Origin of the sequence: Shewanella algidipiscicola (genome assembly GCF_003605125.1) — a bacterium.
GTDB lineage: Bacteria > Pseudomonadota > Gammaproteobacteria > Enterobacterales > Shewanellaceae > Shewanella > Shewanella algidipiscicola.
Window position 1 is genome coordinate 235,029 of the sequence record NZ_QPQT01000001.1, and the last position, 23,694, is coordinate 258,722.

At 50.1% G+C, this 23,694-nt stretch carries 20 protein-coding genes; 13 read left to right on the forward strand and 7 right to left on the reverse strand.

The window, feature by feature from the left end; genetic code table 11:
* Positions 1-250: 250 nt before the first annotated feature.
* The gene (gene hrpA / locus DVO77_RS01010; RefSeq protein ID WP_211328741.1) at positions 251-4,126 is read right to left on the reverse strand and encodes an ATP-dependent RNA helicase HrpA; all 3,876 of its coding nucleotides are present in this window, start codon (positions 4,124-4,126) and stop codon (positions 251-253) included.
* Between the two features lie 164 nt (positions 4,127-4,290).
* Positions 4,291-4,707: a CBS domain-containing protein gene (locus DVO77_RS01015; protein WP_110458093.1), complete on the reverse strand. Its 417-nt coding sequence runs from the start codon at positions 4,705-4,707 to the stop codon at positions 4,291-4,293.
* A gap of 614 nt (positions 4,708-5,321) precedes the next feature.
* Here DVO77_RS01015 and hyaA point away from each other — a divergent pair.
* The 13 genes from hyaA to DVO77_RS01075 all read left to right on the forward strand — a co-directional run bounded on the left by hyaA (position 5,322) and on the right by DVO77_RS01075 (position 18,055).
* The gene (gene hyaA / locus DVO77_RS01020; RefSeq protein ID WP_110458094.1) at positions 5,322-6,458 is read left to right on the forward strand and encodes a nickel-dependent hydrogenase small subunit; all 1,137 of its coding nucleotides are present in this window, start codon (positions 5,322-5,324) and stop codon (positions 6,456-6,458) included.
* 4 nt (positions 6,459-6,462) lie between these two features.
* Entirely contained in the window at positions 6,463-8,169 is a 1,707-nt protein-coding gene (gene hyaB / locus DVO77_RS01025) for a nickel-dependent hydrogenase large subunit (protein ID WP_110458095.1), read from the forward strand.
* 10 nt (positions 8,170-8,179) lie between these two features.
* On the forward strand, positions 8,180-8,851 hold the full coding sequence (gene cybH, locus DVO77_RS01030) for a Ni/Fe-hydrogenase, b-type cytochrome subunit (protein ID WP_110458096.1): 672 nt from the start codon (positions 8,180-8,182) through the stop codon (positions 8,849-8,851).
* A gap of 10 nt (positions 8,852-8,861) precedes the next feature.
* Positions 8,862-9,425 (forward strand): HyaD/HybD family hydrogenase maturation endopeptidase, encoded by a 564-nt coding sequence (locus tag DVO77_RS01035; RefSeq protein ID WP_110458097.1) that lies wholly within the window; start codon positions 8,862-8,864, stop codon positions 9,423-9,425.
* The gene (locus tag DVO77_RS01040) at positions 9,406-11,160 is read left to right on the forward strand and encodes a Kae1-like domain-containing protein (protein WP_119976955.1); all 1,755 of its coding nucleotides are present in this window, start codon (positions 9,406-9,408) and stop codon (positions 11,158-11,160) included. Before DVO77_RS01035 ends, DVO77_RS01040 begins: the two co-directional genes overlap by 20 nt.
* A 1-nt stretch (position 11,161) precedes the next feature.
* Positions 11,162-13,528, forward strand: coding sequence for a carbamoyltransferase HypF (gene hypF, locus DVO77_RS01045; protein WP_249038077.1), 2,367 nt, complete (start codon positions 11,162-11,164; stop codon positions 13,526-13,528).
* Between the two features lie 112 nt (positions 13,529-13,640).
* On the forward strand, positions 13,641-14,432 hold the full coding sequence (gene hypB / locus DVO77_RS01050) for a hydrogenase nickel incorporation protein HypB (protein ID WP_119976956.1): 792 nt from the start codon (positions 13,641-13,643) through the stop codon (positions 14,430-14,432).
* A gap of 2 nt (positions 14,433-14,434) precedes the next feature.
* On the forward strand, positions 14,435-14,668 hold the full coding sequence (locus DVO77_RS01055) for a HypC/HybG/HupF family hydrogenase formation chaperone (RefSeq protein WP_119976957.1): 234 nt from the start codon (positions 14,435-14,437) through the stop codon (positions 14,666-14,668).
* A gap of 2 nt (positions 14,669-14,670) precedes the next feature.
* Complete coding sequence (gene hypD, locus DVO77_RS01060; RefSeq protein ID WP_119976958.1) at positions 14,671-15,786, forward strand: hydrogenase formation protein HypD; 1,116 nt, start codon at positions 14,671-14,673, stop codon at positions 15,784-15,786.
* A 3-nt stretch (positions 15,787-15,789) separates the two neighbouring features.
* Entirely contained in the window at positions 15,790-16,815 is a 1,026-nt protein-coding gene (gene hypE / locus DVO77_RS01065; protein ID WP_119976959.1) for a hydrogenase expression/formation protein HypE, read from the forward strand.
* The gene (locus DVO77_RS01070) at positions 16,815-17,162 is read left to right on the forward strand and encodes a hydrogenase maturation nickel metallochaperone HypA/HybF (RefSeq protein WP_110458103.1); all 348 of its coding nucleotides are present in this window, start codon (positions 16,815-16,817) and stop codon (positions 17,160-17,162) included. The genes hypE and DVO77_RS01070 overlap by 1 nt, the downstream gene beginning before the upstream one ends.
* 45 nt (positions 17,163-17,207) lie before the next feature.
* On the forward strand, positions 17,208-17,372 hold the full coding sequence (locus DVO77_RS18965) for a hypothetical protein (protein ID WP_162924120.1): 165 nt from the start codon (positions 17,208-17,210) through the stop codon (positions 17,370-17,372).
* A gap of 428 nt (positions 17,373-17,800) precedes the next feature.
* Positions 17,801-18,055: a hypothetical protein gene (locus tag DVO77_RS01075; RefSeq protein WP_119976960.1), complete on the forward strand. Its 255-nt coding sequence runs from the start codon at positions 17,801-17,803 to the stop codon at positions 18,053-18,055.
* 175 nt (positions 18,056-18,230) lie between these two features.
* Here the strand turns inward: DVO77_RS01075 and DVO77_RS01080 are convergent, their stop codons facing one another.
* From DVO77_RS01080 to DVO77_RS01100, 5 genes are read right to left on the reverse strand one after another with little or no spacing between them, the layout of a single operon-like run.
* Entirely contained in the window at positions 18,231-19,478 is a 1,248-nt protein-coding gene (locus tag DVO77_RS01080) for an ABC transporter permease (RefSeq protein ID WP_119976961.1), read from the reverse strand.
* On the reverse strand, positions 19,475-20,710 hold the full coding sequence (locus DVO77_RS01085; RefSeq protein ID WP_119977084.1) for an efflux RND transporter periplasmic adaptor subunit: 1,236 nt from the start codon (positions 20,708-20,710) through the stop codon (positions 19,475-19,477). The genes DVO77_RS01080 and DVO77_RS01085 overlap by 4 nt, the downstream gene beginning before the upstream one ends.
* A 32-nt stretch (positions 20,711-20,742) precedes the next feature.
* Entirely contained in the window at positions 20,743-21,921 is a 1,179-nt protein-coding gene (locus DVO77_RS01090) for an efflux RND transporter periplasmic adaptor subunit (protein WP_249038078.1), read from the reverse strand.
* Positions 21,908-22,966, reverse strand: a complete 1,059-nt coding sequence (locus DVO77_RS01095) for an HlyD family secretion protein (RefSeq protein ID WP_308444015.1) — start codon at positions 22,964-22,966, stop codon at positions 21,908-21,910. Before DVO77_RS01095 ends, DVO77_RS01090 begins: the two co-directional genes overlap by 14 nt.
* Entirely contained in the window at positions 22,893-23,579 is a 687-nt protein-coding gene (locus tag DVO77_RS01100; RefSeq protein WP_119976962.1) for an ABC transporter ATP-binding protein, read from the reverse strand. The genes DVO77_RS01095 and DVO77_RS01100 overlap by 74 nt, the downstream gene beginning before the upstream one ends.
* Positions 23,580-23,694 lie beyond the last annotated feature (115 nt).

A 23,694-nucleotide genomic window follows, 5' to 3' on the forward strand; every position in this document is an offset into this window, starting at 1 on the left:
TAAGCATCTTTGATATAGATCACCTTTTATCTTGAAATAATAACTAGATCATCTATTTCAGGTTTCGTTTTGGTTAATAAGTGAACACACCCTAGTCTAGACCTCAATATGAATTGGCGACAGAAGCAGACAATTGATGGCAAACCACCAGCAATCCAGGCTCCTCCAACGCTTTCACCCCAGCTTTGGAATTATTTATAAGCAAAAAAAAAGCACCTTTAAAAGGTGCTTTTATCGACTCTTGTCTATTTTACGCTTCGTTAATACGATTAATAATCCGCTTCTCTGAAATGGGATAGGCAGTGCCCAGCACCTGAGCAAAACAGGACACTCGGTACTCTTCTATCATCCAGCGGGCATCTTGCAGCGCCTGAGGAATAGCCGCAGTTCGCGGTACCTTAGCCAGTTGTTGCTCGAGTAATTGCTGCACATTATTAATGCTTTGCAGGTGCAAGCGGTCACGATTAGGGTCGACCGGCAGCTTGTCGAGACGATTATCTATCGCTTTGATATAACGAACTAAATCGCTTAATCGTTGCCAACCGCACTGCTCAACAAACCCCTTGTAAACCAACTTGTCGAGCTGCGCTTGAATATCACTCATGGCGAAGGCGATATCGAAGCTAATTTTACCCTTAAGGCGTTTTTTCACCTTTTGATACAAGGTTAAAATCTCTTCCACCTGCAAGGCTATCTTGGCCGCTGTGGGGTTAAGCTCTTGGCGCACCCACTCTTTAGCCTGTTCAAATTGCGCGGCGCTACGAATATCCAGCCCTTTTTCGTCCAGTAACTGCTGCACTGCCGCCGATAAAATATCATCGATCAGCTCATTAACCTGACCGAAAGGATTAAAATACATCGCCAACTTGGCTTTATTGGGCAAGGTTTGTTGCAGGTGCTTCACAGGCGACGGCATGTTAAGCAGCAACAAGCGCTGCAGGCCACTGCGATGGGCGCGCTGGGCCTCATTTTCATCATCAAATAAGGCGATAGAGACACTGGTTTTATCATCCACCAGCGCTGGAAACGCCTTGACTTCAAAATTCCCTTTGCGTTGCTGATACTGCTTGGGTAGATCGCCAAAACTCCACTCGGTCAACGCTTGCTGCTCAATACCCGTGTCGGCCACATTGCGAATCGCTTGGCTGACTTGGCCTTGCAGCTGAGTCTTGAGATCCTCTAGGTTGCGGCCTTGGGCAATGAGCTTACCGCGGTCATCTTCGACCTTAAAATTAATCAACAAATGCGCAGGTAACTGCGACAGATCAAAATCATCGATTGAGACACGCACCCCGCTCATGCGCAGTAACTGTTTGCACATGGCCTCGAGCAGGCTCAGCTCGGTCGATGTCATCGCCTGTAAGCAGGCTCTGGCATAATCGGGAGCGGGCACAAAGTTACGCCTTAAGGTTTTAGGCAAAGACTTTATCAGCGCGATGCACTTCTCTTCTCGCAAGCCCGGCACCAGCCAGTCAAAACCGTTACTGTCTATCTGATTTAATAACGCCACCGGAATATGCACCGAGACGCCATCATCAACATCGGCAGGTTCAAAATGGTAACTTAGGCAGAGGGTTAAATTGCCTTGATGCCAATGGTCGGGAAAATCCAACGCCGAGATATGCTCATCGCTGCGTTTCATCAGCTGTGAACGTTCAAAGTCTAAGAGATCGGGATTGACCTTTTTCTCCTGCTTCCACCAACTGAGTAATTTGGGCGCGTTATAAATGCCAGCGGGAATGCGGCTCTGGTAAAAATCCACCAGAGCCTGTTCATCGACCAAAATATCGCGCCGACGCGACTTGTGCTCTAACGACTCAATGTCTTCCAGCAGCTGACGATTTTTGACGAAAAACGCTTCATTGGTACGCAGTTCTCCGTCAGCTAAGGCGCTGCGAATAAAAATTTCACGCGCTTCAACGGGATCTATCGGCCCATATTGCACCCGGCGACGATTGACTATGGTCAGGCCATATAGCTGCTGATTTTCCAAGGCCACGACACTGCCCTGCTTGGCCTCAAAATGGGGCTCAACATAGCTTTTCTTAATTAAATGGCCAGCTAAGGGTTCAATCCATTCAGGCTCAATTTTGGCGCAGCAGCGAGCAAAGAGGCGCGAGGTTTCGGTCATTTCGGCGGCCATGATCCACTTAGGGCCTTTCTTGGCTAAAGGAGAGCCTGGAAACACAAAAAACTTACGGTTACGGGCGCCGACATATTCGTTGTCTTTATCTTTAAAGCCGATATGGCTCAGCAAACCGGTTAACAGTGCTTGATGCAGGGGTTGATACTCGGCCGGTTCGCTGTTGAGTTTCCATTTAAGATCATGCACCGCTTGACGCAGCTGAACATACAAGTCTTGCCACTCTCGTACTCGCAGGTAAGCTAAAAACTCCTGCTTACACAGCTTACGGAACTGGCTAGCTGATAAGGTTTTTTGCTCGGTTTTGACATGATTCCACAAGTTAACCCAGCCCACAAAATCTGAATGTTTGTCATTAAAGCGACGATGGGCTTCGTCCGCCGCCTGCTTTTTGTCCATCGGTCGCTCACGGGGATCTTGTATCGACAAGCCTGCGGCGATAACCAGCACCTCATGCAAACAGCCATACTCGTTGGCCTGCACGACCATGCGTGCTAAACGGGGGTCCACCGGAATCGATGCCAATTGGCGCCCCAGTGGCGTCAGCTGCAGCTGACCTTGGTGTTTTTTAACCGACTGCAGTTCTTCGAGCAGCAAGAAACCATCGCGGATGTAACGGGGATCTGGCGGCTGAATAAATGGAAAACCTTCGATATCCCCAAGGCCAATGGCCAACATCTGCAGAATAACCGACGCCAAGTTGGTGCGTAAAATTTCGGGATCGGTAAATTCGGGCCGATTAATAAAATCGGTTTCATCATATAAACGGATACAGATACCTGGCGCCACACGACCACAGCGGCCAAGGCGTTGGTTGGCGCTGGCCTGCGAGATGGGCTCAATGGGCAGACGTTGCACCTTAGTGCGGTAACTGTAGCGACTGATTCTGGCGGTGCCGGGATCGATCACGTATTTAATGCCGGGCACGGTTAACGACGTTTCGGCCACGTTGGTTGCTAATACGATACGCCGGCCAACGTGGCTCTTAAACACCTTAGACTGCTCACCATAAGAGAGACGTGCGTATAAGGGCAAGATCTCGGTATCGCGATACTGGCGTTTATTGAGCTGATCGGCCACATCACGAATTTCGCGCTCCCCGTTCATAAAGATCAAAATATCACCGGGGCCTTCGGCCATCAGCTCTTCTGTTGCGGCAAAAATCCCCTCGGTTAAATCTAAATCTTCGTCTTGATCGCGCACTAAAGGACGATAACGGGTCTCAACCGGGTAGGTTCGCCCAGAGACTTCAATCACAGGCGCATTATCAAAATGCTGGGAAAAACGCTCCACATCTATGGTGGCTGAGGTGATGATCACTTTGAGATCGGTGCGCTTTTTCAGCACATTTTTTAAGTAACCTAAAATAAAATCAATATTCAGGCTGCGCTCGTGCGCCTCATCGATAATGATGGTGTCGTATTGGTCGAGCCATTTATCGGACGTTAGCTCAGCTAATAAAATACCATCGGTCATCAATTTAATGTACGAGCTGGGTTTTATCGCATCGGCAAAACGTACCTTAAAGCCCACCACTTCACCTAATGGACTGTTGAGCTCTTCAGCGACTCGGCTTGCCACACTGCGCGCCGCGAGACGACGCGGCTGCGTATGGCCGATAAGGCCACGACAACCCAGCCCCAGTTCTAAACAGATTTTAGGCAGCTGCGTCGTTTTACCTGAGCCAGTTTCACCCGCGACAATCACCACCTGATGACCCGCGATTGCCCGCGCTATTTCGTCACGTTTTTGCGAGATAGGCAGCGCCTCGGGATAGTCTATTTGCGGACGACCACTGCGGCGTTGCTCAACCTTATCCCAAGCGGCAACCGCCTGTGCTTCAAGTTTGACCAATTCATCCCGCTTCTTATCGGAATCGGCTTGCTTATTTAAGCGAAAAAGACGACGCCTAATTTTAGAGGCATCCGCTTGATAACATTGCTTTAAGAAGGCATTAGACAGGGGGTGAAGTGGCGAATTCAAATGCAAAACCCATAAAAGAAAAAACAAGGCTGCGATCCTACCAATTAACGCACGCTATTGGTATGGCAAATGGTGCATTTCTGCAGGAGATCAGGCTCAGCCTCGCGTTGCTTTAATTCAAGCACCGTTAAAGTAACGCGACGAGCTGCAAGGAGTCATAATGCCTAAGCAGGCTTAAGATAGCAGGCTTGCATCGACTGGTTTATCGCTTTGAGCACAGCATTACGATCGACAATGCCGACCACTTTGCCCTGCTCTACCACTGGGTAGATTTTGGGTTTAGCCTGTAACATCTGTTCCGCTAGGGTAATGATTGGCGTGTCTTGGGTGACACTTAACACGTCACTGCGCATGCAATCGCTAACATTAGCTGTTAAATCACAGTGGTACGAGCTTTTTAACATCACAGCTAAACAATCTTGTTGCGACAAAAAGCCCACTAAATTGCCCTCATGATCCACCACAGCTGCCCCGAGTTTTTTTTGTGTAAGCAGCTTTTCTACCGCCGCAGCTAGTGTCATATCCGGATGTAATAACACGGGTTGACGGTCCATATAATCAACGACTTTCATCGACTCCATAGTGTAGCTCCTAAGGTTGTGTGCACTAAGTAACAATCCCATGAATTAATAAATCACTCTTAATGGCTAGCCTGCGTCACTAAGGGCGTATCACTTTGCATAACTCGACTCATGCCTGACTTACAATCAGCAGATCTAAGCAAGCCCGCTTTTTATCATCAACAAAAACAGTCCAGTTATTCATGTGATTGCTTATAGTAAGTGTATATAAGGTTAGCAATATCAACCGAAAATTTTGCCTAACTTTTAATGTAACGGCGGCTTAATAAAGGGCTTTTAAGAGCGCCATGCTTGATACGGCCCATGATTACACCCTGTCTGTGCGCATAAGTGTCAACCATTACAAGCTAATACCAACGACTGACGACCTGATAACATAAGTTGCCACGCGGATCTGCGCTAGCTCACACAAGCACTAAAAAATGGGACTTTTTGTCCCAAATATGAGAATAAGCATGATCTGCCTCATACGAATTAACTGAAAAGTATCGACTCGATCACAACATCTCAAAAGCTTGATACATATCAACAAATATACCTAAATTGCGGCCTAAACTTAGTTATCGAATCGATACACCACACCTCAGCATCAGAATGACAACAAAGGGTTAACCATGGACACACATGCCGCCTTATACCAACAGGGTCAAGCGCGCCTCAAGATGTTGCGTAGCTTATCACCCCGTCATGCCCATTCTTTGCAAAGCAAAATGGAAGAGCATGGCATTTCACGCCGAGACTTCATGAAGTGGAGCGCTGCAGTAACTGCAATGTTGGCTTTACCACTTCCATTTAGCACCTTAGTTGCCGAAGCCGCCGAACTAGCCGATAGAGTGCCACTGATTTGGTTACATATGGCAGAGTGTACCGGTTGCTCCGAATCACTGGTACGCGCCGATACCCCTAACCTTGATTCACTCATCTTTGACCATGTGTCATTGGAATACCACGAAACCTTAATGGCCGCAGCGGGCTGGCAAGCAGAAGAGAACCTCGAGCATGCCTTAGAAGCCTATAAAGGCAACTACCTGCTAGCGGTTGAAGGGGCGATACCCACGGCCAATAATGGCGCCTACCTTACCGTAGGCTGTAAAGGTCATACCGGACTTCACATTGTTAAACATGCCGCCGAAGGCGCCGCCGCCATTATCTCGGTCGGAACCTGTGCAGCCTTTGGTGGCGTGCAGGCCGCAGCGCCTAATCCAACGGGCGCAAAAGGGGTTGACCAAGTGGTCAATAAGACAGTGGTTAACTTAGGTGGTTGCCCGCCAAGTGAGAAAAACATTGTCGGTACACTGATGTATTTCATCATGTTTGGTCAATTACCGGCCCTAGATATGTTTAACCGACCTAAGTGGGCCTATGGCGCTCGGGTACATGATAACTGTGAACGACGTGGCCGTTTCGATGCCGGTGAATTTGTCGAAGAGTTTGGTGACAGCGGAGCCAAAGAGGGTTTCTGTTTATACAAGGTGGGATGTAAAGGTCCCTACACCTACAATAACTGCCCTACCGAGCGATTTAATCATCACACTAGTTGGCCAGTATTGGCTGGTCATGGCTGTATGGGCTGTTCTGAGCCCAACTTCTGGGATGATATGGCTGATTTTGAGAAGCCTCTAGGCAGGCAGTTACTTCACGGACTCGATGCCACCGCCGACACAGTCGGAGCCGTTATTTTAGGGGCGACAGCCATTGGTATCGGCGCCCATGCAGTTGCCAGCGTATTTGCCAATTCGAAAGAGGACTAGTTAAATGAGCAAACGTGTAGTTATCGACCCCATCACTCGCATCGAAGGCCATTTACGCGTCGAAGTTGAAGTTGATGAAAATAATGTTGTTCAAAAGGCCTGGTCCTCATCCACCTTGTGGCGCGGTATTGAGGTGATCCTCAAAGGGCGCACCCCCATGGATGTTGGCCTCATCGTACAGCGCATCTGTGGTGTCTGTACCTATTCCCATTATCGCTGCGGCACAGAAGCGGTTGAAAATGCACTTGGATTAACCATTCCACTGAATGCCAAATACCTGCGTTCTTTAATGCTGACATCCCTGTTTATGCATGATCATATTGTCCATTTCTATCACTTACATGGGCTAGACTGGGTCGATGTGGTCTCGGCCTTAAGCGCCGATCCAGCCGCGGCTGCCCAAGTGGCTCTCAAATATACCGATAAACCAATTGCGGCCGGTGAAGGTGAACTTAGAGCAGTACAAGAGCGGGTAAAAGGCTTTGTCGAAACCGGTAAGCTTGGCCCCTTTGCCAACGCTTATTGGGGCAACCGCACTTATAAGTTTACCCCAGAGCAAAACCTAATCGCACTATCGCACTACCTAAAAGCACTTGAAGTACAGCGGGTAGCGGCAGAGATGATGGCGATTTTCGGTGGTAAGCAACCCCATCCACAATCCTTAGTGGTCGGCGGCGTAACGTCGGTACGTGATATGTTGAGCCCTGCTCGCCTACAAGAGTGGAAGCAAAAACACGCCACTGTAACCGACTTTATTCGCCGTGCCTATCACGCCGATATCGTCATGGCAGCCGACGCCTTTGGTAACGAGCCAAGTGTATTAGGTGGAGTCAACGTGAAAAACTTCATGGCGACCAATGACTTTATCTTGGCTAATGGCGAATACCTGTTTGACCAAGGGGTGATCATGAATGGCGATTTAGCCAATGTCAGCGACCTCAACCCCGACTTGATTAAAGAAGATGTCAGCCATGCATGGTATGACGCCGATGGGCCACAACACCCTTATGATGGCACCACCATCCCTAACTACACCGGCTTTGTTGAACGCGACACAGTATATGGCAAACTGCCCACCCTCGACGGTGATGGTAAATACTCATGGGTCAAATCACCGCGCTATCAAGGTGAACCCGTTGAAGTCGGCCCACTGGCTTGTTTGTTGGTCAGTTACGCACGTGGTAACGAAGTGGTCGTCAAGGCGGTTAATGGCTTACTCGAAGCAACTGGCCTGCCAGTTGAAGCCTTGTTTACCACCCTTGGTCGCACCGCGGCGCGCATGCTACAAACCTTGATTGTGGCCGAAGAGGGCTTAAAAACTTTCGATGCCCTGATCCAAAACATTCAAGTGGATGAAAGCACCTATGTGAAGCCCGAGATGGATCCTGACCGTGAATATGTCGGCCACGCCATGATTGAGGCGCCGCGGGGGGCTCTCAGCCACTGGATCCGCATTAAAAATGGCTTAGTGGAAAATTATCAGGCCGTCGTGCCTACCACGTGGAACGCGGGCCCTGTCGATAATGAAGGTAAGATGGGTCCCTATGAGGCGGCGCTCATCGGATTGCAACTAGAAGATCCCACTAAGCCGCTGGAAGTGATCCGTATTATTCACTCGTTTGACCCTTGTATGGCGTGTTCTGTCCATGTGATGGATTACAAAGGCCAAGATTTGGGTGAATTCCGACTCGATGCCAACGCTAACACCTAAGGAGCAACTCATGGATACACCTACTGTACCCTATGAGAGAGCCTTTATATTTAGCGCCGCGATCAGAATTTTTCACTGGTTGCGAGCGCTAGCCATACTGGTTCTTGTCATCACGGGCTTCTACATCGCCTGGCCATTCTTGGTTGCGCCCAGCAGCTCAGATGTATTGGTGCAAGGCTGGATACGTTTTGCTCACATAGTGTTTGGCTTTGTATTGTGCGCCATCACTGTGGTGCGAGCTTATCTGTTCTTCTTTGCTAAGAGCGATATCGAACGACGCTCCTTTAAAGATGTCACCAGTATCAAGAGTTGGATTGTGCAGCTCAAGTCCTATCTGTGGATGGGACACCTTGATAAAAAAGGCGTTTATGGCCCATTGCAATTTGTGACCTACTTAGTGATTTCACTCATTGCGGCGTTAATCTGCATCACAGGACTGGTTCTCTATGCTAATGTCTATCATCTAGGGCTCGGTGGCCTTATGTGGGAGCCTGCCGCATGGATAACCGCGCAGATGGGTGGCTTAGCACAAGTGCGTATTTGGCATCACTACTTCACGTGGGTGTTTGTCATCTTTGTGGTGATCCACGTCTATATGGCGGTGTGGACCGGTATTCGATTTAAACATAACTCGGTTGACTCGATCGTGTCTGGATACGATTATCACCCGAAAAAGCATTAACAAGGATGTCATGAAAATACTGCTACTCGGTATTGGTAATGTGTTGTACGCCGATGAAGGTATCGGCGTACACTTCGTTAATTACCTACAAGAGAACTACCAATTTACCCATCCAACCCATCAACTCGATATCATGGATGGGGGAACCTTGGCTCAAGGCCTTATTCCTATTATCTGCCAATATGATTATCTGATTGTCGTCGACACAGTCAATGCCAATGGGGTCGGCCCCGGCGAAGTTTACTTTTTTGATTTTGACAAAGCCCCAAGCGAAATAGACTGGCAAGGCAGTGCCCACGAAGTGGAGATGCTGCAGACCTTGACCATGATGGAGATGGTTGGCGATCGTCCAAAAACCTTTGTACTCGGTTGCACCCCGACCCTTATCGAGCCGATGACCCTCGGCCTTACCGCTAGCGTCGCCGCCGCGGTGCCGTTAATGGAGGTGACCACGCTAAACCATTTACGCTCACTGGGGTTTACCGTGACGCGCATCAACAACATTGCTATCGATAAGCTCATTCCCGATTCTTACAAGCGCGGTGTCATCATAAATGAAAATAATCAGATTTGAATTTACCTGCTCACGTCCGGTGCCACTGTACGCACACTTATGTAATCAATACCTAAATTACGCTGAGCTAACAATCAAGGTAGGTTACCAAAAAGGCTGTTATTTTATCGAAGCCGAGGGTAAGCAACCGCAACTGGAAACGTTAGCCGATGCCATCGCACACGACTTTTTAATCTCGGTATGGCTAACCGATTCGCGTATCGCCTTAATCGATAGCCCAAGTGGCAGCAGCCACCCACTGAAAGGCGGGGCCATTACCCAGGAGTTTTGCCAGCAATGTACACCGCAATTTGGCGATAACCAATCCCCCCAATTTGGCGATTTAGGCTTGGTGTGCGACTGTTGCCACGGCGAGCGCAGCATCAATCCCCATTATCAAGGACTCACCGGCGCCGATATTGCGGCGCTGAGCACGGAGTTGCTCACCCATGGAGCGTTAACCTTAACAGGCGATCTCCCCGTCACCTTAAGCCTCAACCCACTGAGCGCGGCGGGTCGTCCCACATTATTGGTGTGTAACCCCAATACCCTTAATGCCCAGTTTCACTTAACCGATCGCCAAGTACTTGCCCTGTCGAGCATCGAAAAGCCACTGATCACGGCCAGAGCCATAGATAATCACCCTAAGCTGGACGCCCCCCTGTATGATCTCTGCTTTGCTTATAACCGCTTATTGGTGATTTTAACCGAGCATCTGCGAAGACATGGCGTTGACTGGCTCTATATTGACGATCCTCGCCACAGCGAGCCACTGGCCTTTATCGACGGCGCCTGGGTCGATATCGATTGCAGCGCTCAAGCGCCTGTCACCCTAAACCTTAGCACGCCGGCACTGCATGAGGATGTGTTACTGCACAACGGCGCGCAGGCCTACTACGCCCGCCATGACAAACAGCAATATCGGGTCGAGCGCGTTACTGGCTCGCTGACGCCACAACAGCAAGCGGCCTTAATCAGCTTAACGCCCCAAGAATATGGGCTATCGGCCTTGCACAGTGTGAATCTAGAACATGGCGTGGATAAACACAGCGCCATCATCTACTTTAGCCAGCAACACGGCGGCCAGATTCAAACGCTCGATGCTAAACGGCACAATGAACTGTTTTTCGCCTTGCCCAGCCTGCCAGACACTGGCTATGACATTTATCATCAATTAGAGCAGAGCCCGCAGCGCAAGGTGCTGGAAAAATTTAAACAGCAATTCCCAGATGATTACCTCAGGTTGCTCGACCTCAAATTGTCTGCACCGCGCGATAACCTCACAAGCCTGTGGGCCATTGGCGCGATTTTGTTGGGACTGCCTAGTCGCTCGATGCAGGTCGATGATCTATGTGATGCCCTGATGGCTGCGGCTCAAGCCCACCGCGGTGCAAACTCACCGCGTATCGACTACCCGCTCACCCGCGGGGAAGCGCACCGCAGCCTCAACTGGTGCAAAACGCTTGGCACCGTAATGAGTTTTCGCCTCGCCGACGACAGAGACACTCGCAAACTGGCCTTTGGCATGCACGACTCGTTAGCCGATTACCTCGCCAACTGGATAGAACATTTAGACCAAAATATTGGCATTCGCTCGGTGGCACTGGCGGGAAGCGAGTGGCGTAATCCCCTATTGTGCCAACGCGTGGTGCTGCGCGTCGGTAAAAACTTTCCGATAAAATGCAATCAGCAATTGGCTATCGACGGTAATAATCATGCTATCGGTGCTTTATTGTTGAAAAAACGGCGAAAATAGCGTGACCATCACCCCATCTCAACGGTCTTCGGCTCAAGCCCAAACGGCGCCACAGGCATCACTGCATCGGGTTAAACTGTTGGTGACAGGCATTGTCCAAGGAGTCGGATTTCGCCCCTTTGTCTACCGCCTTGCCCATGAACTAGGCTTGAGCGGCTTAACCTTTAACCATAGTCTGGGCGTGACTATTGAGCTGCAAGGGGCAAGCGCGCAGCTGGCGCAATTTATAGCGACATTAACTCAAACGCCGCCTCCGCTCGCCCGCATCGACAGTGTGACTCAAGAGACCATGGCGCCTATCCCTAATAGTCAAGGTTTTGAGATCATTCAAAGTCAAGCTAGCGAGGGGGCGCAGGTCGCGGTATCAGCCGACAAAAGCTGCTGTGAAGATTGCCTCAATGAAATAAAAGATCCTCATAATCGTCACTTTCGCTACCCCTTTACCAATTGCACCAACTGCGGGCCGCGTTACACCTTAATCAATGCGTTACCTTATGATCGTCCCAATACTTCGATGGCGAAATTTAGCCTGTGTGAGCAATGCGCCGAGGCTTATGGCGATCCGCTAAACCGGCGTTACCACGCTCAGCCTGTCAGTTGCCCTAACTGCGGGCCGCAGCTGACATTAACCACACCCAATGGCCAAGCGATAGCCCACAGGGATGCCGCGCTAGATCGCTGCGTTGCCTTGTTGCAACAAGGGGATATTGTCGCGATCAAAGGTTTGGGTGGATTTCATCTGGTATGCGATGCCAGCAATCATCAGGCCGTGATGCGCCTGCGCGACCGAAAACAGCGTCCAGCCAAGCCCTTTGCCGTGATGTGCAGTGACCTTAACATGGCCAAAACCCTGGCCAAGGCAAGTGAGGCAGAGTGGCAACTGCTGTGCAGCGCCGAGCGGCCTATCACCTTACTAGAGCGTATCGATAGCCCCAGTTTGCTCAGCCCTGGTGTCGCCCCCGATATTGACCGATTAGGGCTGTTTTTGCCCTACACCCCCTTACATCACCTGTTATTGTCGCAGTTGCAACGGCCCCTAGTGGCCACCAGCGCCAACCGCAGCGGTGAGCCTATCATTACCCAAAGCGTTGGTATTCAAAACCAACTGGCAGGCGTGGTCGATGCGATATTGGATCATGATCGCGCTATTTTAAATGGCTGTGATGACAGCGTAGTGCAGATGATAGATGACGAGCTGCAAGTGATCCGCCTAGCACGGGGTTACGCGCCATTGACGCTCCACTGGCAGGACAGCGTTAAAGAGCATACCTTGGCGGTTGGCGCGCAGCAAAAAAATAGCCTAGCGTTTGGTTTTGGCCATAATCTGGTGTTAAGCCCACATATCGGCGATCTATTTAGCCTAGAGGCTGAGCACTATTTTACCGATACCTTGGCCACGTTTAGCCGCCTATATCAGTTTACGCCCCGCTATGTGGTGAGCGACCGCCACCCTGACTACGCGCCGACACGCTGGGCACGAGACTATGCCGCAGAGCAAGCTTGTCACCATAGCCAAGTGCAGCACCATTACGCCCATATTCTCAGCGTCATGGCGGCGCAGCAATACACAGGTAAGGTGCTGGGGTTTAGCTTTGATGGCACAGGCCTTGGGGATGATAAGCAGTTATGGGGTGGCGAAGTGATGCTGGCCGACGTTAAGGGTTATCGGCGCATCGCGCACCTACAGCCCATGGCGCTAATTGGTCATGAGCAAGCGATTAACGATCCGCGGCGGATCATGCTCGCCCTGCTGTTTGAGCAACATTCGCCCGAGGCGATCGCCGCGCTCAATTTGCCCGCCATACAAGGGATGTCACCGCTGCTGATCCAAAATTTATATCAGTTATGGCGTAAGGACGTCGCCATCCATCAGACCAGCTCGATTGGTCGGCTATTCGATGCCCTCGCCTGTTTACTGGGGTTAATGACCCGCACCCAATTTGAGGGCCAAGCCGGCATGTTACTGGAGGGGGCAGCCAATCGCGTTGCCAGTGAGCCAGCGCCGCTGCGCTTTACCTTACCCTTGGTGGAGGGCGTGTGGCAAACCGATCACCTATGGCAACAGATCCTTAATGCCATGTCACTGCGCGATAATGCCCCCCAGTGGCAAGGACTGATTGCCCGCGCTTTTATGGATTGCCTCGCCGACGCCATCGACAGCTTAGCCAGGGAACACGCCCACTTACCAGTGGTACTCACTGGCGGCGTATTTCAAAACCGTTACTTACTCAAACACACTCAGCGGCGGCTCAAACAACGCAACCAGCAAGTGCTCAGCCCCAAACAGGTGCCCGTCAATGATGGCGGCATTGCGCTGGGGCAGTTGTGGCATGAGATCCATCGACAAAGATCGGCTGCTAAGCAGTAAGGCAAGATTGATAAAAATACGTACATTTTGTTAATAAAGTGACCCGTATCAATGAAGTTAATACTGTCACAGGGCAAAATGTTTATTAGCATTAGATTAAATGGAGTTCATCATGTGTAAAGATTGCGGCTGCTCTATCACTCAACGCGAACGGGCTCATGCCAGTGGCGCAGAACATGCTCATCACCACGAGCATGATCATCATCACGGCCACAGCCATGACCATCAGGAGTTGCACAGTAACCCGCAACTCAATGACAGCAAGACCCTCTCCGTCATTCACAAAATTCTCGATAAGAACGATCATGAAGCCGCCCACAATCGGCAACATTTTGAGGCACATCAGATAACCGCATTCAATTTGATGAGCAGCCCAGGTAGCGGCAAAACCACCTTGCTGGAACACTTAAAAGAGTATACCCCGCTCCACTATGGCGTGATTGAAGGTGATTTAGAAACCTCGCGCGATGCCGACCGTTTAATTGCCAAAGGGATCCCCGCTTACCAAATTCAAACCGGCTCAGCCTGCCACCTCGATGCCTTTATGGTGCATGGTGCCTTGCATCATGTGGACCTTAATCCGCTGGATATATGCTTTGTCGAAAACGTCGGTAACTTAGTCTGCCCTGCCTCTTATGATGTGGGCACCCACTTCAATATCGTGTTGGTATCGGTACCGGAAGGCGATGATAAAGTAGAAAAATACCCGGTGATGTTCCGTAAAGCCGATTTGGTTTTAATCACCAAAGCGGATCTGCTGCCCCATTTTGATTTTGATGTTGAGGAAGCCAAGGCACAAGTGAAAAAACTCAATCCAAAGGCCGAAGTGATGATCACCTCGGTTAAAGACAGTGACAACATGTTTGCTTTTGCACAATGGCTCAATGACCATAGGAGAGCCTAAGCATGTGCTTATCAATCCCCTCAAAAGTGGTTGCGATTCACCCAGACGAGCAAGCGGTAACGGTTGAAACCATGGGGGTTAAACGCAAAGTATCTAGCCACTTAATGAGTGAGCCGTTAGCCATGGATGATTATGTGCTGATCCATATCGGTTTTGTCATGAATAAAATCGATAAGGTTGATGCCGAGCAAAGCTTGGCACTCTATCGAGAGATAGTCGACAAGATGGAGCACTGAGCATGATTGAGCTTAACCAGCTTTACCAAGGATTTAGAGATCCCACGACCATACATAATTTGGCCCGAGAGATCCAAACCTTAGCGAGCCAATATCCGGGGAACATCAATATTATGGAGGTCTGCGGTGGCCATACCCATACCATAATGAAATATGGCCTCAATCAGCTATTACCCGCCAATATTGAATTTGTCCATGGGCCCGGGTGCCCTGTGTGTATTATGCCTAAAGAGCGTATCGACCACGCCGCCATTTTAGCCTCCCAGCCCGAGGTGATTTTAGTGACATTAGGCGACATGATCCGCGTACCTGGCTCTAAAGGTAGCTTGGCGCAATTTAGGGCACAAGGCTGCGATATTCGCCCCATTTATGATCCTCTCGATACCCTCACCATCGCCAAAGAGAACCCTGAAAAAACGGTGATCTTCTTTGCTATCGGCTTTGAAACATCCACTCCGATGACCGCGGTGCTGATAGAACAAGCTGAGCAGCAAGGGGTTAATAACCTGCTTTTTCATATCAATCATGTATTAGTGCCCCCCGCCATCGATGCCGTGATGGCCGATCCCAAAGCCACAGTGAACGCCTTTATTGGCCCATCCCATGTGAGCGTGATAAGTGGTGCTAAATTGTATCGCCCTGCGGTTGAGCGCTACCACACCCCCGTGGTGGTCGCCGGATTTGAACCCGTGGATGTGATGGAGTCCATTTTACGTATCGTCAAACAAAAGTTAGCCGGTACAGCCGAGTTGGATGTGCAATACAGCCGCGCGGTAAGTGAAGATGGTAACTTGCATGCCCAGCAAAAAGTCAATCAATACCTTATGATACGCCCGCAATTTCGTTGGCGTGGCCTTGGGCCTGTGGCCAACTCGGCATTGATGCTACGGCCCGAATACGCCCACCGCGACGCCGAACGTATTTTTAGTGAAAAGCTTAATGTCGCCGACATTGACGATCATAAAGCGTGTCAATGTGGTGATATTTTACGGGGGATCGCCAAACCCAAAGATTGCAAGGTGTTTGGTCGTGGCTGTACGCCCGAGTCCCCTTTAGGCAGTTGCATGGTGAGCTCCGAGGGGGCTTGCAACGCGTATTATCGCTATAACGGAGTCTAATCCATGTCTGTAGAGATCAAGCTGCCCACCGAAAAAGCCGTGCAACTTAGCCATGGTGGTGGCGGCAAAGAGATGAATAACCTGATTAAGTCTATCTTCTTTAAGGCCTTTGCTAACCCAATTTTAGCCAGTGAAGAAGACGCTGCCGTGCTCAACTTAGACGGGCCTACCGCCTTTACCACCGACTCTTTTACCGTGAGCCCACTGTTTTTTGCTGGCGGCGATATTGGCAAATTGGCCGTGGCGGGCACGGTCAACGATCTGGCGATGATGGGCGCAGAGCCACAATATCTCAGTTGTAGCTTTATTATCGAGGAGGGATTTGCCATCGCCTCGCTCAAACAGATTGTTGCGAGCATGGCAAGTGAGCTGCATAAAAGCGGCACTCGCGTAGTGTGCGGCGACACTAAAGTGGTGCCAAAAGGCTGCGCCGATGGCTTATTTATTAACACCTCCGGGGTTGGGCGGATCCTCAAACCCCATATTTCGGTCAATCATCTGCAGCCAGGGGATGCCATCATTGTCTCTGGTGACATTGGCCGACACGGCGCCGCCATTTTGATGGCCCGCGAAGGACTTAACCTAGAGTCAGATTTACGCAGTGATTGCGCCAACTTATGGCCTGTGGTCGAGCAGCTTATCGCCGCTAATATCACCATCCATGCCATGCGCGATGCCACCCGTGGCGGCCTAGCAGCCGTGCTCAATGAATGGGCGCAGGCATCGAAGGTGGGCATTAGTGTGGCCGAGTCACAGATCCCCGTCAGTGATGAGGTTAAAGGTCTGTGTGAACTCTATGGCTTTGAACCCCATGATTTAGCCAACGAAGGCACCTTTATTTTGGCCGTGCCACAAACCATCGCATCTGGGGTGGTTGAAATTATCAATCGCTATGGTGATAGCCAAACCGCTGCCATTATTGGTCAAGTGGAAGATAATCATCATGGCAAGGTGATCTTAACGACGCCGTGGGGCAGCACTCGTTATCTCGACCTACCCCAAGGCGAATTATTACCTAGGATCTGTTAATGCACGAATATTCCATCGTCGGCGCTCTGCTGGAGCAATGCGAGCAATATGCCAGTGACAATAACGCCACCCGTATCAGCGAAGTGGTGATAAAAATTGGTGTGCTAAGTGGCGTTGAACCCGCCTTATTAGCCACCGCATTTGACACCTTTAAGCTAGAGGGTCGGGCCAAAGAGGCCGTGCTCACCATAGAGCATCAAGCCATCGTACTCAGTTGCCAGCAATGTAACACCACTAGTGAAGTGGCCGAGCGTACCGTTATTTGCCCTCAATGCCACAGTTTTGACACCCGCATCGTTGCCGGTGAAGAGATGTTGCTGATGCAGTTAGCGTTGGAATCAGATTAACCCTTATTACACTTAAGAAGTTACACGAAACAATGGAGCATCACCATGAACAGAGCATTATTACTACTTGTGAGTTTATTACCTGCAGCGGCGTGGGCACACGGAGGACACAGTGGTTTTGGGCTGTTCCACCATATATACGATATATTACCATTTGTGGCATTAGTGATTATTGTCGCTGGGATCATGATGTGGAAAAAACGTCACTAAGATAGAGCACGGTGACAAAGCGTTTAAACAGTAAGGGCACACCTCACCAACAGCTGAAGTTTAGGCCCATCTGGCTATCGCTAAAATGATAAGCGTCTGATGGTCGAGATCTGGCGGATCCCGCGCTTAGGCGTGCCTCGCTTGCAAATCAAACGAGTGGTTTTCGGCTATTTGCTTATCACAGTGCATAATAAACGTCAGCTGTCCCTCCCCTAAGCACTCAACTCAAATGTTGACGCTATAGCGATAATCTGACACTGATATTTTCAGTTGGCACCTCGAGATGAAACGCCCTACTTTGAACTAAAAAAAACAGCGAGTTAACTAAAAACAAAGATGACTGTTTCGCGGCAAAACATTGACAGTTTATTTGTATAAAATTAATGCGTATAGTTGGTCTCTAATTTAGTAAATACCAAGGTAGTTCCATGTTCCGCTTTACCATCTACTCCATCGTTGCTTATGCCTTTTGGCTAACCTTTGTGGATATTTCAACCTATGTCCAGCCCAGTTCTAACGGCGGCTGGTTTACTGATATACAAGCCTTGTTTGTAGATGATAAGCCAGTAGATGACAGCCCGGTAACTGATGCACCTAAGCCCCTATTAACCACAGCAATTGAGACGAGTCGTTGCCAAACTGAGCAACATTGCCCAGCACTTCCTTTACGGGCGGCAAACTGAACTCGCAGGCGCATTGAATCAGCTTAATAGTGCACAACATAAACAGGCAGCATTAGCGACTTAAGCCGCCGATTAACATTGTAAGTTGAAGCTTACACTGCAACACTGCAGATTAAAGCAAGCGTCACCTAGTAGCATAACTCTCGATTTTAACCCGCAGCAACACCACTGCGCTTTAATCACGTTGCAACGCCACGATGGGATCTAACCGCGCCGCTTTTTGCGCCGGATAAAGCCCAAAACCTATCCCTATGGTCATACACACCCCAAGCGACAGCAGCACGGCAAAGGGAGACCATGCCACAGGCCAACCCGCAGCGGCTGATATCACTAAGGCTAATAGCAGGCCAACCACTATGCCTATCACGCCCCCCGTGGCAGAGATAGCGATACTCTCAATTAAAAATTGACGCGCGATATCTTTACGTCTCGCCCCTAATGCACGCAATAAGCCAATTTCAGCGGTACGCTCCATGATCGTTGCCAACATGATGTTCATGATCCCTATGCCACCCACCAGCAAAGAGATCCCCGCCACGCATGCCATCACAATATTGAATATTTGCTGCGTTTTTTGATGTTGGGCCAATAGATCGGCAGGTACCACGATCTCATAATCTTTCTCACCACCGTGACGCCGCTCAAATAGATGACCTAAACTTTTGGCTGCTAGTGAAGGCTCAACCCCATCGGCAATGGCCAACTTAATCGAGTCGAGTTCATCCTCTAACGGTTTAACGTTCATCTTCTTGAGTGCCGTGGCCAGTGGAATAAACACTTGATTACGTTCGCCGCCAAGTTTAACCCCTTGAATTTTAGACTGCACCGCCTCGCCTTCAGACAGCACGCCGACCACCTCAAACCATTGATGGTTCACTTTAATCAGTCCGCCAACGGGTTTATCTTGCGGAAATAAACTGCGCGCGGCTTCGGGCCCCAGCACGGCGACTTGACGATAATGACTCTGATCGGCTTGAGTCAAGCTGCGGCCTTTGGCCACCTTGAGCGCACTTAAATTAAAGTAGCTGGGCGTCACCCCAACCACAGTGGCATCACTGCGCCCTTGCTGGCTAAATAAACTAAAGGTTTTCACCTGCTTTTGCGCGCTCCAATCTTTAACAAAAGGCAAGGTGGTGGCCGCACTGGACACATCGCGCAGGCTTAAGCCAATGCTGTGTTCACGGATAGATTTTAGCGCCTCACCATCGGCGGGCCGTGCATTGATGACGATGTTGTTCACTCCCATGGACTCAATCATCCGCAAGGCTTCACGCTCGGCGCCTTCGCCAACACTGAGCATCGCAATCACCGCACCCACACCAAATATCATCCCCAGCAAGGTTAACGCGGTGCGCAATTTATGATGGCGCATCTCGTCAAACGCTTGAATGACGCCCTCAACATACCCCTTAATCACCTTCATAAGCGGCTCCTTTTGGGTGGTGTGGTTAAGGCAATCACATCACCTTGGTTAAGTCCGCCGAGTATTTGCGTCATGTCGATACTGCGTTGTCCGGGCTCGACCCCTTGCTCGATAAACCCCTCTGCCGTTTTGAGGTACACCCAATAGCGGCCCTCTTTCTGAAATAGCGCTTGGTTGGGTACTGTCAATACCTCATTGAGTGACACCGCATCCACTTTAGCGCTCAGCTGTCGCCCCGGTTGCATGATCGCCGGCAGGGTCTCATCTAGGCTCACGGTAAACTGAAAGTAGTTAACTGGACTGTCTTTATCTTTGGGTTTAGCTAACGCATCGAGCTGACTGACCTTACCGCTGAAACGTTTATCTGGGTAAGCATCGAGATACACATGAGCTGCTTGCCCCACCGAAAGACCCGCCGCCTCAGACTCAAGCACAAACAGCTTAGCTTGCATCACTGAGGTGTCGGGCAAGGTGCCTATGGTAAAACCTGACCACATCATGTCACCGACCACTGGCATGGCACCGTCCCAGCCAGACTGATACACAAATAGGCCATCATGGGGCGCGATGATCTCCATCTGATTGAGGTTATTTTCATAGCGATCAATTTTCGCTTTATGCCCCTGCTGCTTAAGCTCGATAAGCTGCTGCTCGGCTTGCGCCTGCGCATCATGCTGAGACAACCCCCAATCAAAATAGTCCATCTTGGCGCCCAAATAATCTTGATTACGCATCTGCTCGATGATCTCTATTTTAGTGTAGACCCGTTCATCTTCACTGAAGAAACGCTCGGCCAACTCCCGCTCTTCACTGGTGACCTGCGTACCCACCTGCAGCTCTTGGCTTACGGTTTTATCTTTTTGTTGCTGCATCTGTTTATCGAGATCCAACTTATTAAAATCAAACGCTTCCATTTCGAGCAAATAGGCTTGTCGTGTGGGATCCATGCGTGCCACCACATCCCCCGCCTTGACTCGACTAAAGTTGGCCGCAATCCAGGCCAGAGATTGCGGCCCACGCAGTCCTGAAGGCACTGTCACCGCCGTCGAGTGGCTCGCCTCAAGCTCACCGGTCGCGGGGATCTGCACATTAAAATCGCGCAGCTTAACCTCCATGGTTAACACCCCATCGTGCTCGGGTTGACTGCAGCCAAGCAGCAGTAGGCTGCTACAAAGTACGCTGCTCACCAAAACAGATGACCGCAGCTTAACTTGGCCCAAGCTGGGTGTCATAAGACGACAACAATCAAAAAAATGCAATAAAATCATGGCAGTAACACCTCATCACCGACACGTAAACCTTGGCTAACAACCATTCGTTCGGCACCCATAGCCCCAATAGTAATGGGCTGTTTACGTTCGCCCAGCCAGGTAGGCTGGCGTACATACGCTTGGCCGCCTTCAAAACTCACCGCTTCTTTTGCCACTAATAACGAGGGGCTCGCCTGAGCAATATCGATACTGATCTTGGCCGTCATGCCAGGTCGCATCAGCTCGCTATCGGGCTCATCGATACTGGCAACGGCATCGAATACCACCATGGGCACATCTTGATTCTTATTGCGAAACACTGCGCCCAACTCAATGATTTTGCCCTTAAACACGCGCTCAGGGTTGGCGTCGAGACGAATGTTAATTTTCTGGCCACGTTTCACTCGCTGCGCCTCGACTTCAGGCACTGTCATGTTGACCTGCATATGGGATAAATCAGGAATAGATAACACGGCGTCACCGGCAAAGACCGACTGGCCCTCTTTAATTTTATTACCTTGTGGATCGTTGCCATACACCACCATGCCCGCACGAGGCGCTTTTAGGGTCATCGACGCGATCCCCTTCTCTAACGCCGCGACTTCTGAGGCAAACTTCTGCTCATCACCGGCTAACATGGCTTGACGCTGCTCGGCACCTTGGGACTCTAACGCCATTTTTTGCTTAATCAATGCCACTCTATCTTTGGCAATAATGGCATCACGCTGGTATTTTTCTTTCTCGATTAACGCTACGGTTTCATCGGATAGCTTAAATTTTCGTTCCGCCTTTTCATGGTTCATCTGGGCTTCGGCGAGATCGAGCCGCAACTGTTCGAGTCGCTTGGCATTACGCAGTTTAGAGGTTTCAATATCTTGCTTAGTCGCCGCCAATTGTGCCGCGCTGACCGACAAGCGTTGGGTTAACTCAGAGGTATCTAATCTGGCAACCACGTCGCCTTTGGCCACTTCGCTGCCCTCTGGAGCCAACTGTTTGACTTGATATTGCCATACACGACGGATCGCCGGGGGCATCATCGCCACAGTATCGGCAGACACCAGTTCACCTGTCACCTCTACTTGCTGGATCAATATCCCTTGTTCGACGTGGGTCAACGCCTGTTGGCCGCAACCTACTAGTATGCAACCGACGAATAAGGCACAGTACACCTGCATCATATTACCCTTGCGCATCAGCAAACTCCTTGGTCACCACCAGCACACTCATGCCCGGCACTAACTCAATTTGGGCATTTTCTTTGGCGAAATCGATGCCGACCTTAAACCATTTGCTCTGCCCCCAAGCTGGTTGAGACATCGCTTGCTTACCAATAGAGGCGATAGTGCCATCGAAGGTCACTTCAACATGGGCATCGAGTTGCAGACTAACCGCTTGCTTAAGCCTTAGACGGTCAACATCCACCTCATTTACCCAAGCCACGACTTCGAGTTTATCTAGCGCTGGGATGGTCGCCACTTGTCGGCCTATCTGCACTGTGTCGCCCACACCATATTTGGTTTCTGTCCAGGGATGACGCTCATATAAGATAGGGCCGGCAAATTGCGCGGTTAATTCCAGTTGCTCTATGCCTTGCAGCGCCTGGCTTAACTCCAGCTGGGCTTTGCGTTTATCTATGGCTAACTGTTGGCGGCTGGCATCTTGCTTATCGAGCGCCTCGGTCAAGGCTTGCTGCGCCTTTTCAAGCTCGCTGCGTGCCTGCATCAAACTGAATTGGTTTTCGGCGTACTCTTTAGCCGCCAGATAGGCTAAGGGCACTTCGGCATCAAGCTGGGCTTTTTCCACCTCCAGTCGGCGCTGCTTAAGATCAAACTGCGCTTGCAATACCGCCCCCGTTAACTCGATTGCCGTACTTTGCTCTTGCGCCGTGACCCGCAATAAACTGGCCTCTAGCTGCTCAATTTGATTGGTCAATTGGCTTTTATCAAAAATCACCACACTTTGCCCAGGCTGGGCTAAAGTGCCTTCGGGCAGCATCCACTGAATTTGATAGCGCCAAGCATCTCCGGCCTTAGGTACGGTAAAGGTTTGAGAATCAACCGAGCTGATTTTGCCCGTTAACAGTAATGAGGGGAGACTATCGTCGGCCCAGCTGCACAAGCTTATCATGCAAGCAGCCAATGTGGCGCAACCGCCAAAAAACACCTTATGCGGCATGCTCACCTCGCTGTTCAATGCTGACAATATCGCCATCGCGCATACGGATGATCCGCTGTGCATAAGCCGCGACTTCCTCCTCATGAGTCACTAAAATGATGGTTTGCCCCGCTTGGTGGAGCTCGGTAAACAGCGCCATTATCTCAACCGACGTTTTACTGTCTAAGGCACCGGTCGGTTCATCGGCCAATAAAATGGTGGGGCGATTAACCAAGGCTCTGGCAATCGCAACTCGTTGACGCTGCCCACCTGATAATTGGTTGGGGCGATGATCTTGACGCTCGCTTAAGCCCACTCGCGCCAATAATTGCTGGGCATAATCCGTGCTATCGTCGGCATGCTCACCAAAGCGCAGTGGTAATAATACGTTTTGTAATGCGCTGAGACGTGGTAATAAATGAAAGCTTTGAAACACAAAGCCTATCTCTTTGTTACGCACAGCAGATAAGGCGTCATCATCGAGTTGACTCACCTCTTGCCCATTTAAGCAGTAAGAGCCACTGGTGGGTTTATCGAGACAGCCAATAATATTCATTAAAGTCGATTTACCAGAACCAGAGGGCCCCATGATGGCGACAAATTCATTGGCTTGAATGGAAAAATCGACTCCACGTAATGCCAATACCGGCAACTCTCCCATTTGGTAGGATTTAACTAATTGTTTCACATTTATCATTTAGTGAGTCTCACACTCTTAAGGCTTACAGCGCAGCAGCCGTTCCGTCGACTAAATTGCTAATAGTTCACTGTGCCTTAATAGCGCAGCACTATGCAATTGAATTTAGATAATA

Coding starts and splice junctions, on each gene's coding strand:
- DVO77_RS01095 (WP_308444015.1), bottom strand. CDS start 22,966: ATGCACAGCGGATCATCCGTATGCGCGATGGCGATATTGTCAGCATTG.
- hypB (WP_119976956.1), top strand. CDS start 13,641: ATGTGTAAAGATTGCGGCTGCTCTATCACTCAACGCGAACGGGCTCAT.
- cybH (WP_110458096.1), top strand. CDS start 8,180: ATGGATACACCTACTGTACCCTATGAGAGAGCCTTTATATTTAGCGCC.
- hyaA (WP_110458094.1), top strand. CDS start 5,322: ATGGACACACATGCCGCCTTATACCAACAGGGTCAAGCGCGCCTCAAG.
- DVO77_RS01085 (WP_119977084.1), bottom strand. CDS start 20,710: ATGACACCCAGCTTGGGCCAAGTTAAGCTGCGGTCATCTGTTTTGGTG.
- DVO77_RS01070 (WP_110458103.1), top strand. CDS start 16,815: ATGCACGAATATTCCATCGTCGGCGCTCTGCTGGAGCAATGCGAGCAA.
- DVO77_RS01055 (WP_119976957.1), top strand. CDS start 14,435: ATGTGCTTATCAATCCCCTCAAAAGTGGTTGCGATTCACCCAGACGAG.
- hypE (WP_119976959.1), top strand. CDS start 15,790: ATGTCTGTAGAGATCAAGCTGCCCACCGAAAAAGCCGTGCAACTTAGC.
- DVO77_RS01035 (WP_110458097.1), top strand. CDS start 8,862: ATGAAAATACTGCTACTCGGTATTGGTAATGTGTTGTACGCCGATGAA.
- hypD (WP_119976958.1), top strand. CDS start 14,671: ATGATTGAGCTTAACCAGCTTTACCAAGGATTTAGAGATCCCACGACC.
- DVO77_RS18965 (WP_162924120.1), top strand. CDS start 17,208: ATGAACAGAGCATTATTACTACTTGTGAGTTTATTACCTGCAGCGGCG.
- DVO77_RS01015 (WP_110458093.1), bottom strand. CDS start 4,707: ATGGAGTCGATGAAAGTCGTTGATTATATGGACCGTCAACCCGTGTTA.
- hyaB (WP_110458095.1), top strand. CDS start 6,463: ATGAGCAAACGTGTAGTTATCGACCCCATCACTCGCATCGAAGGCCAT.
- DVO77_RS01090 (WP_249038078.1), bottom strand. CDS start 21,921: ATGCGCAAGGGTAATATGATGCAGGTGTACTGTGCCTTATTCGTCGGT.
- DVO77_RS01040 (WP_119976955.1), top strand. CDS start 9,406: ATGAAAATAATCAGATTTGAATTTACCTGCTCACGTCCGGTGCCACTG.
- DVO77_RS01100 (WP_119976962.1), bottom strand. CDS start 23,579: ATGATAAATGTGAAACAATTAGTTAAATCCTACCAAATGGGAGAGTTG.
- DVO77_RS01075 (WP_119976960.1), top strand. CDS start 17,801: ATGTTCCGCTTTACCATCTACTCCATCGTTGCTTATGCCTTTTGGCTA.
- DVO77_RS01080 (WP_119976961.1), bottom strand. CDS start 19,478: ATGAAGGTGATTAAGGGGTATGTTGAGGGCGTCATTCAAGCGTTTGAC.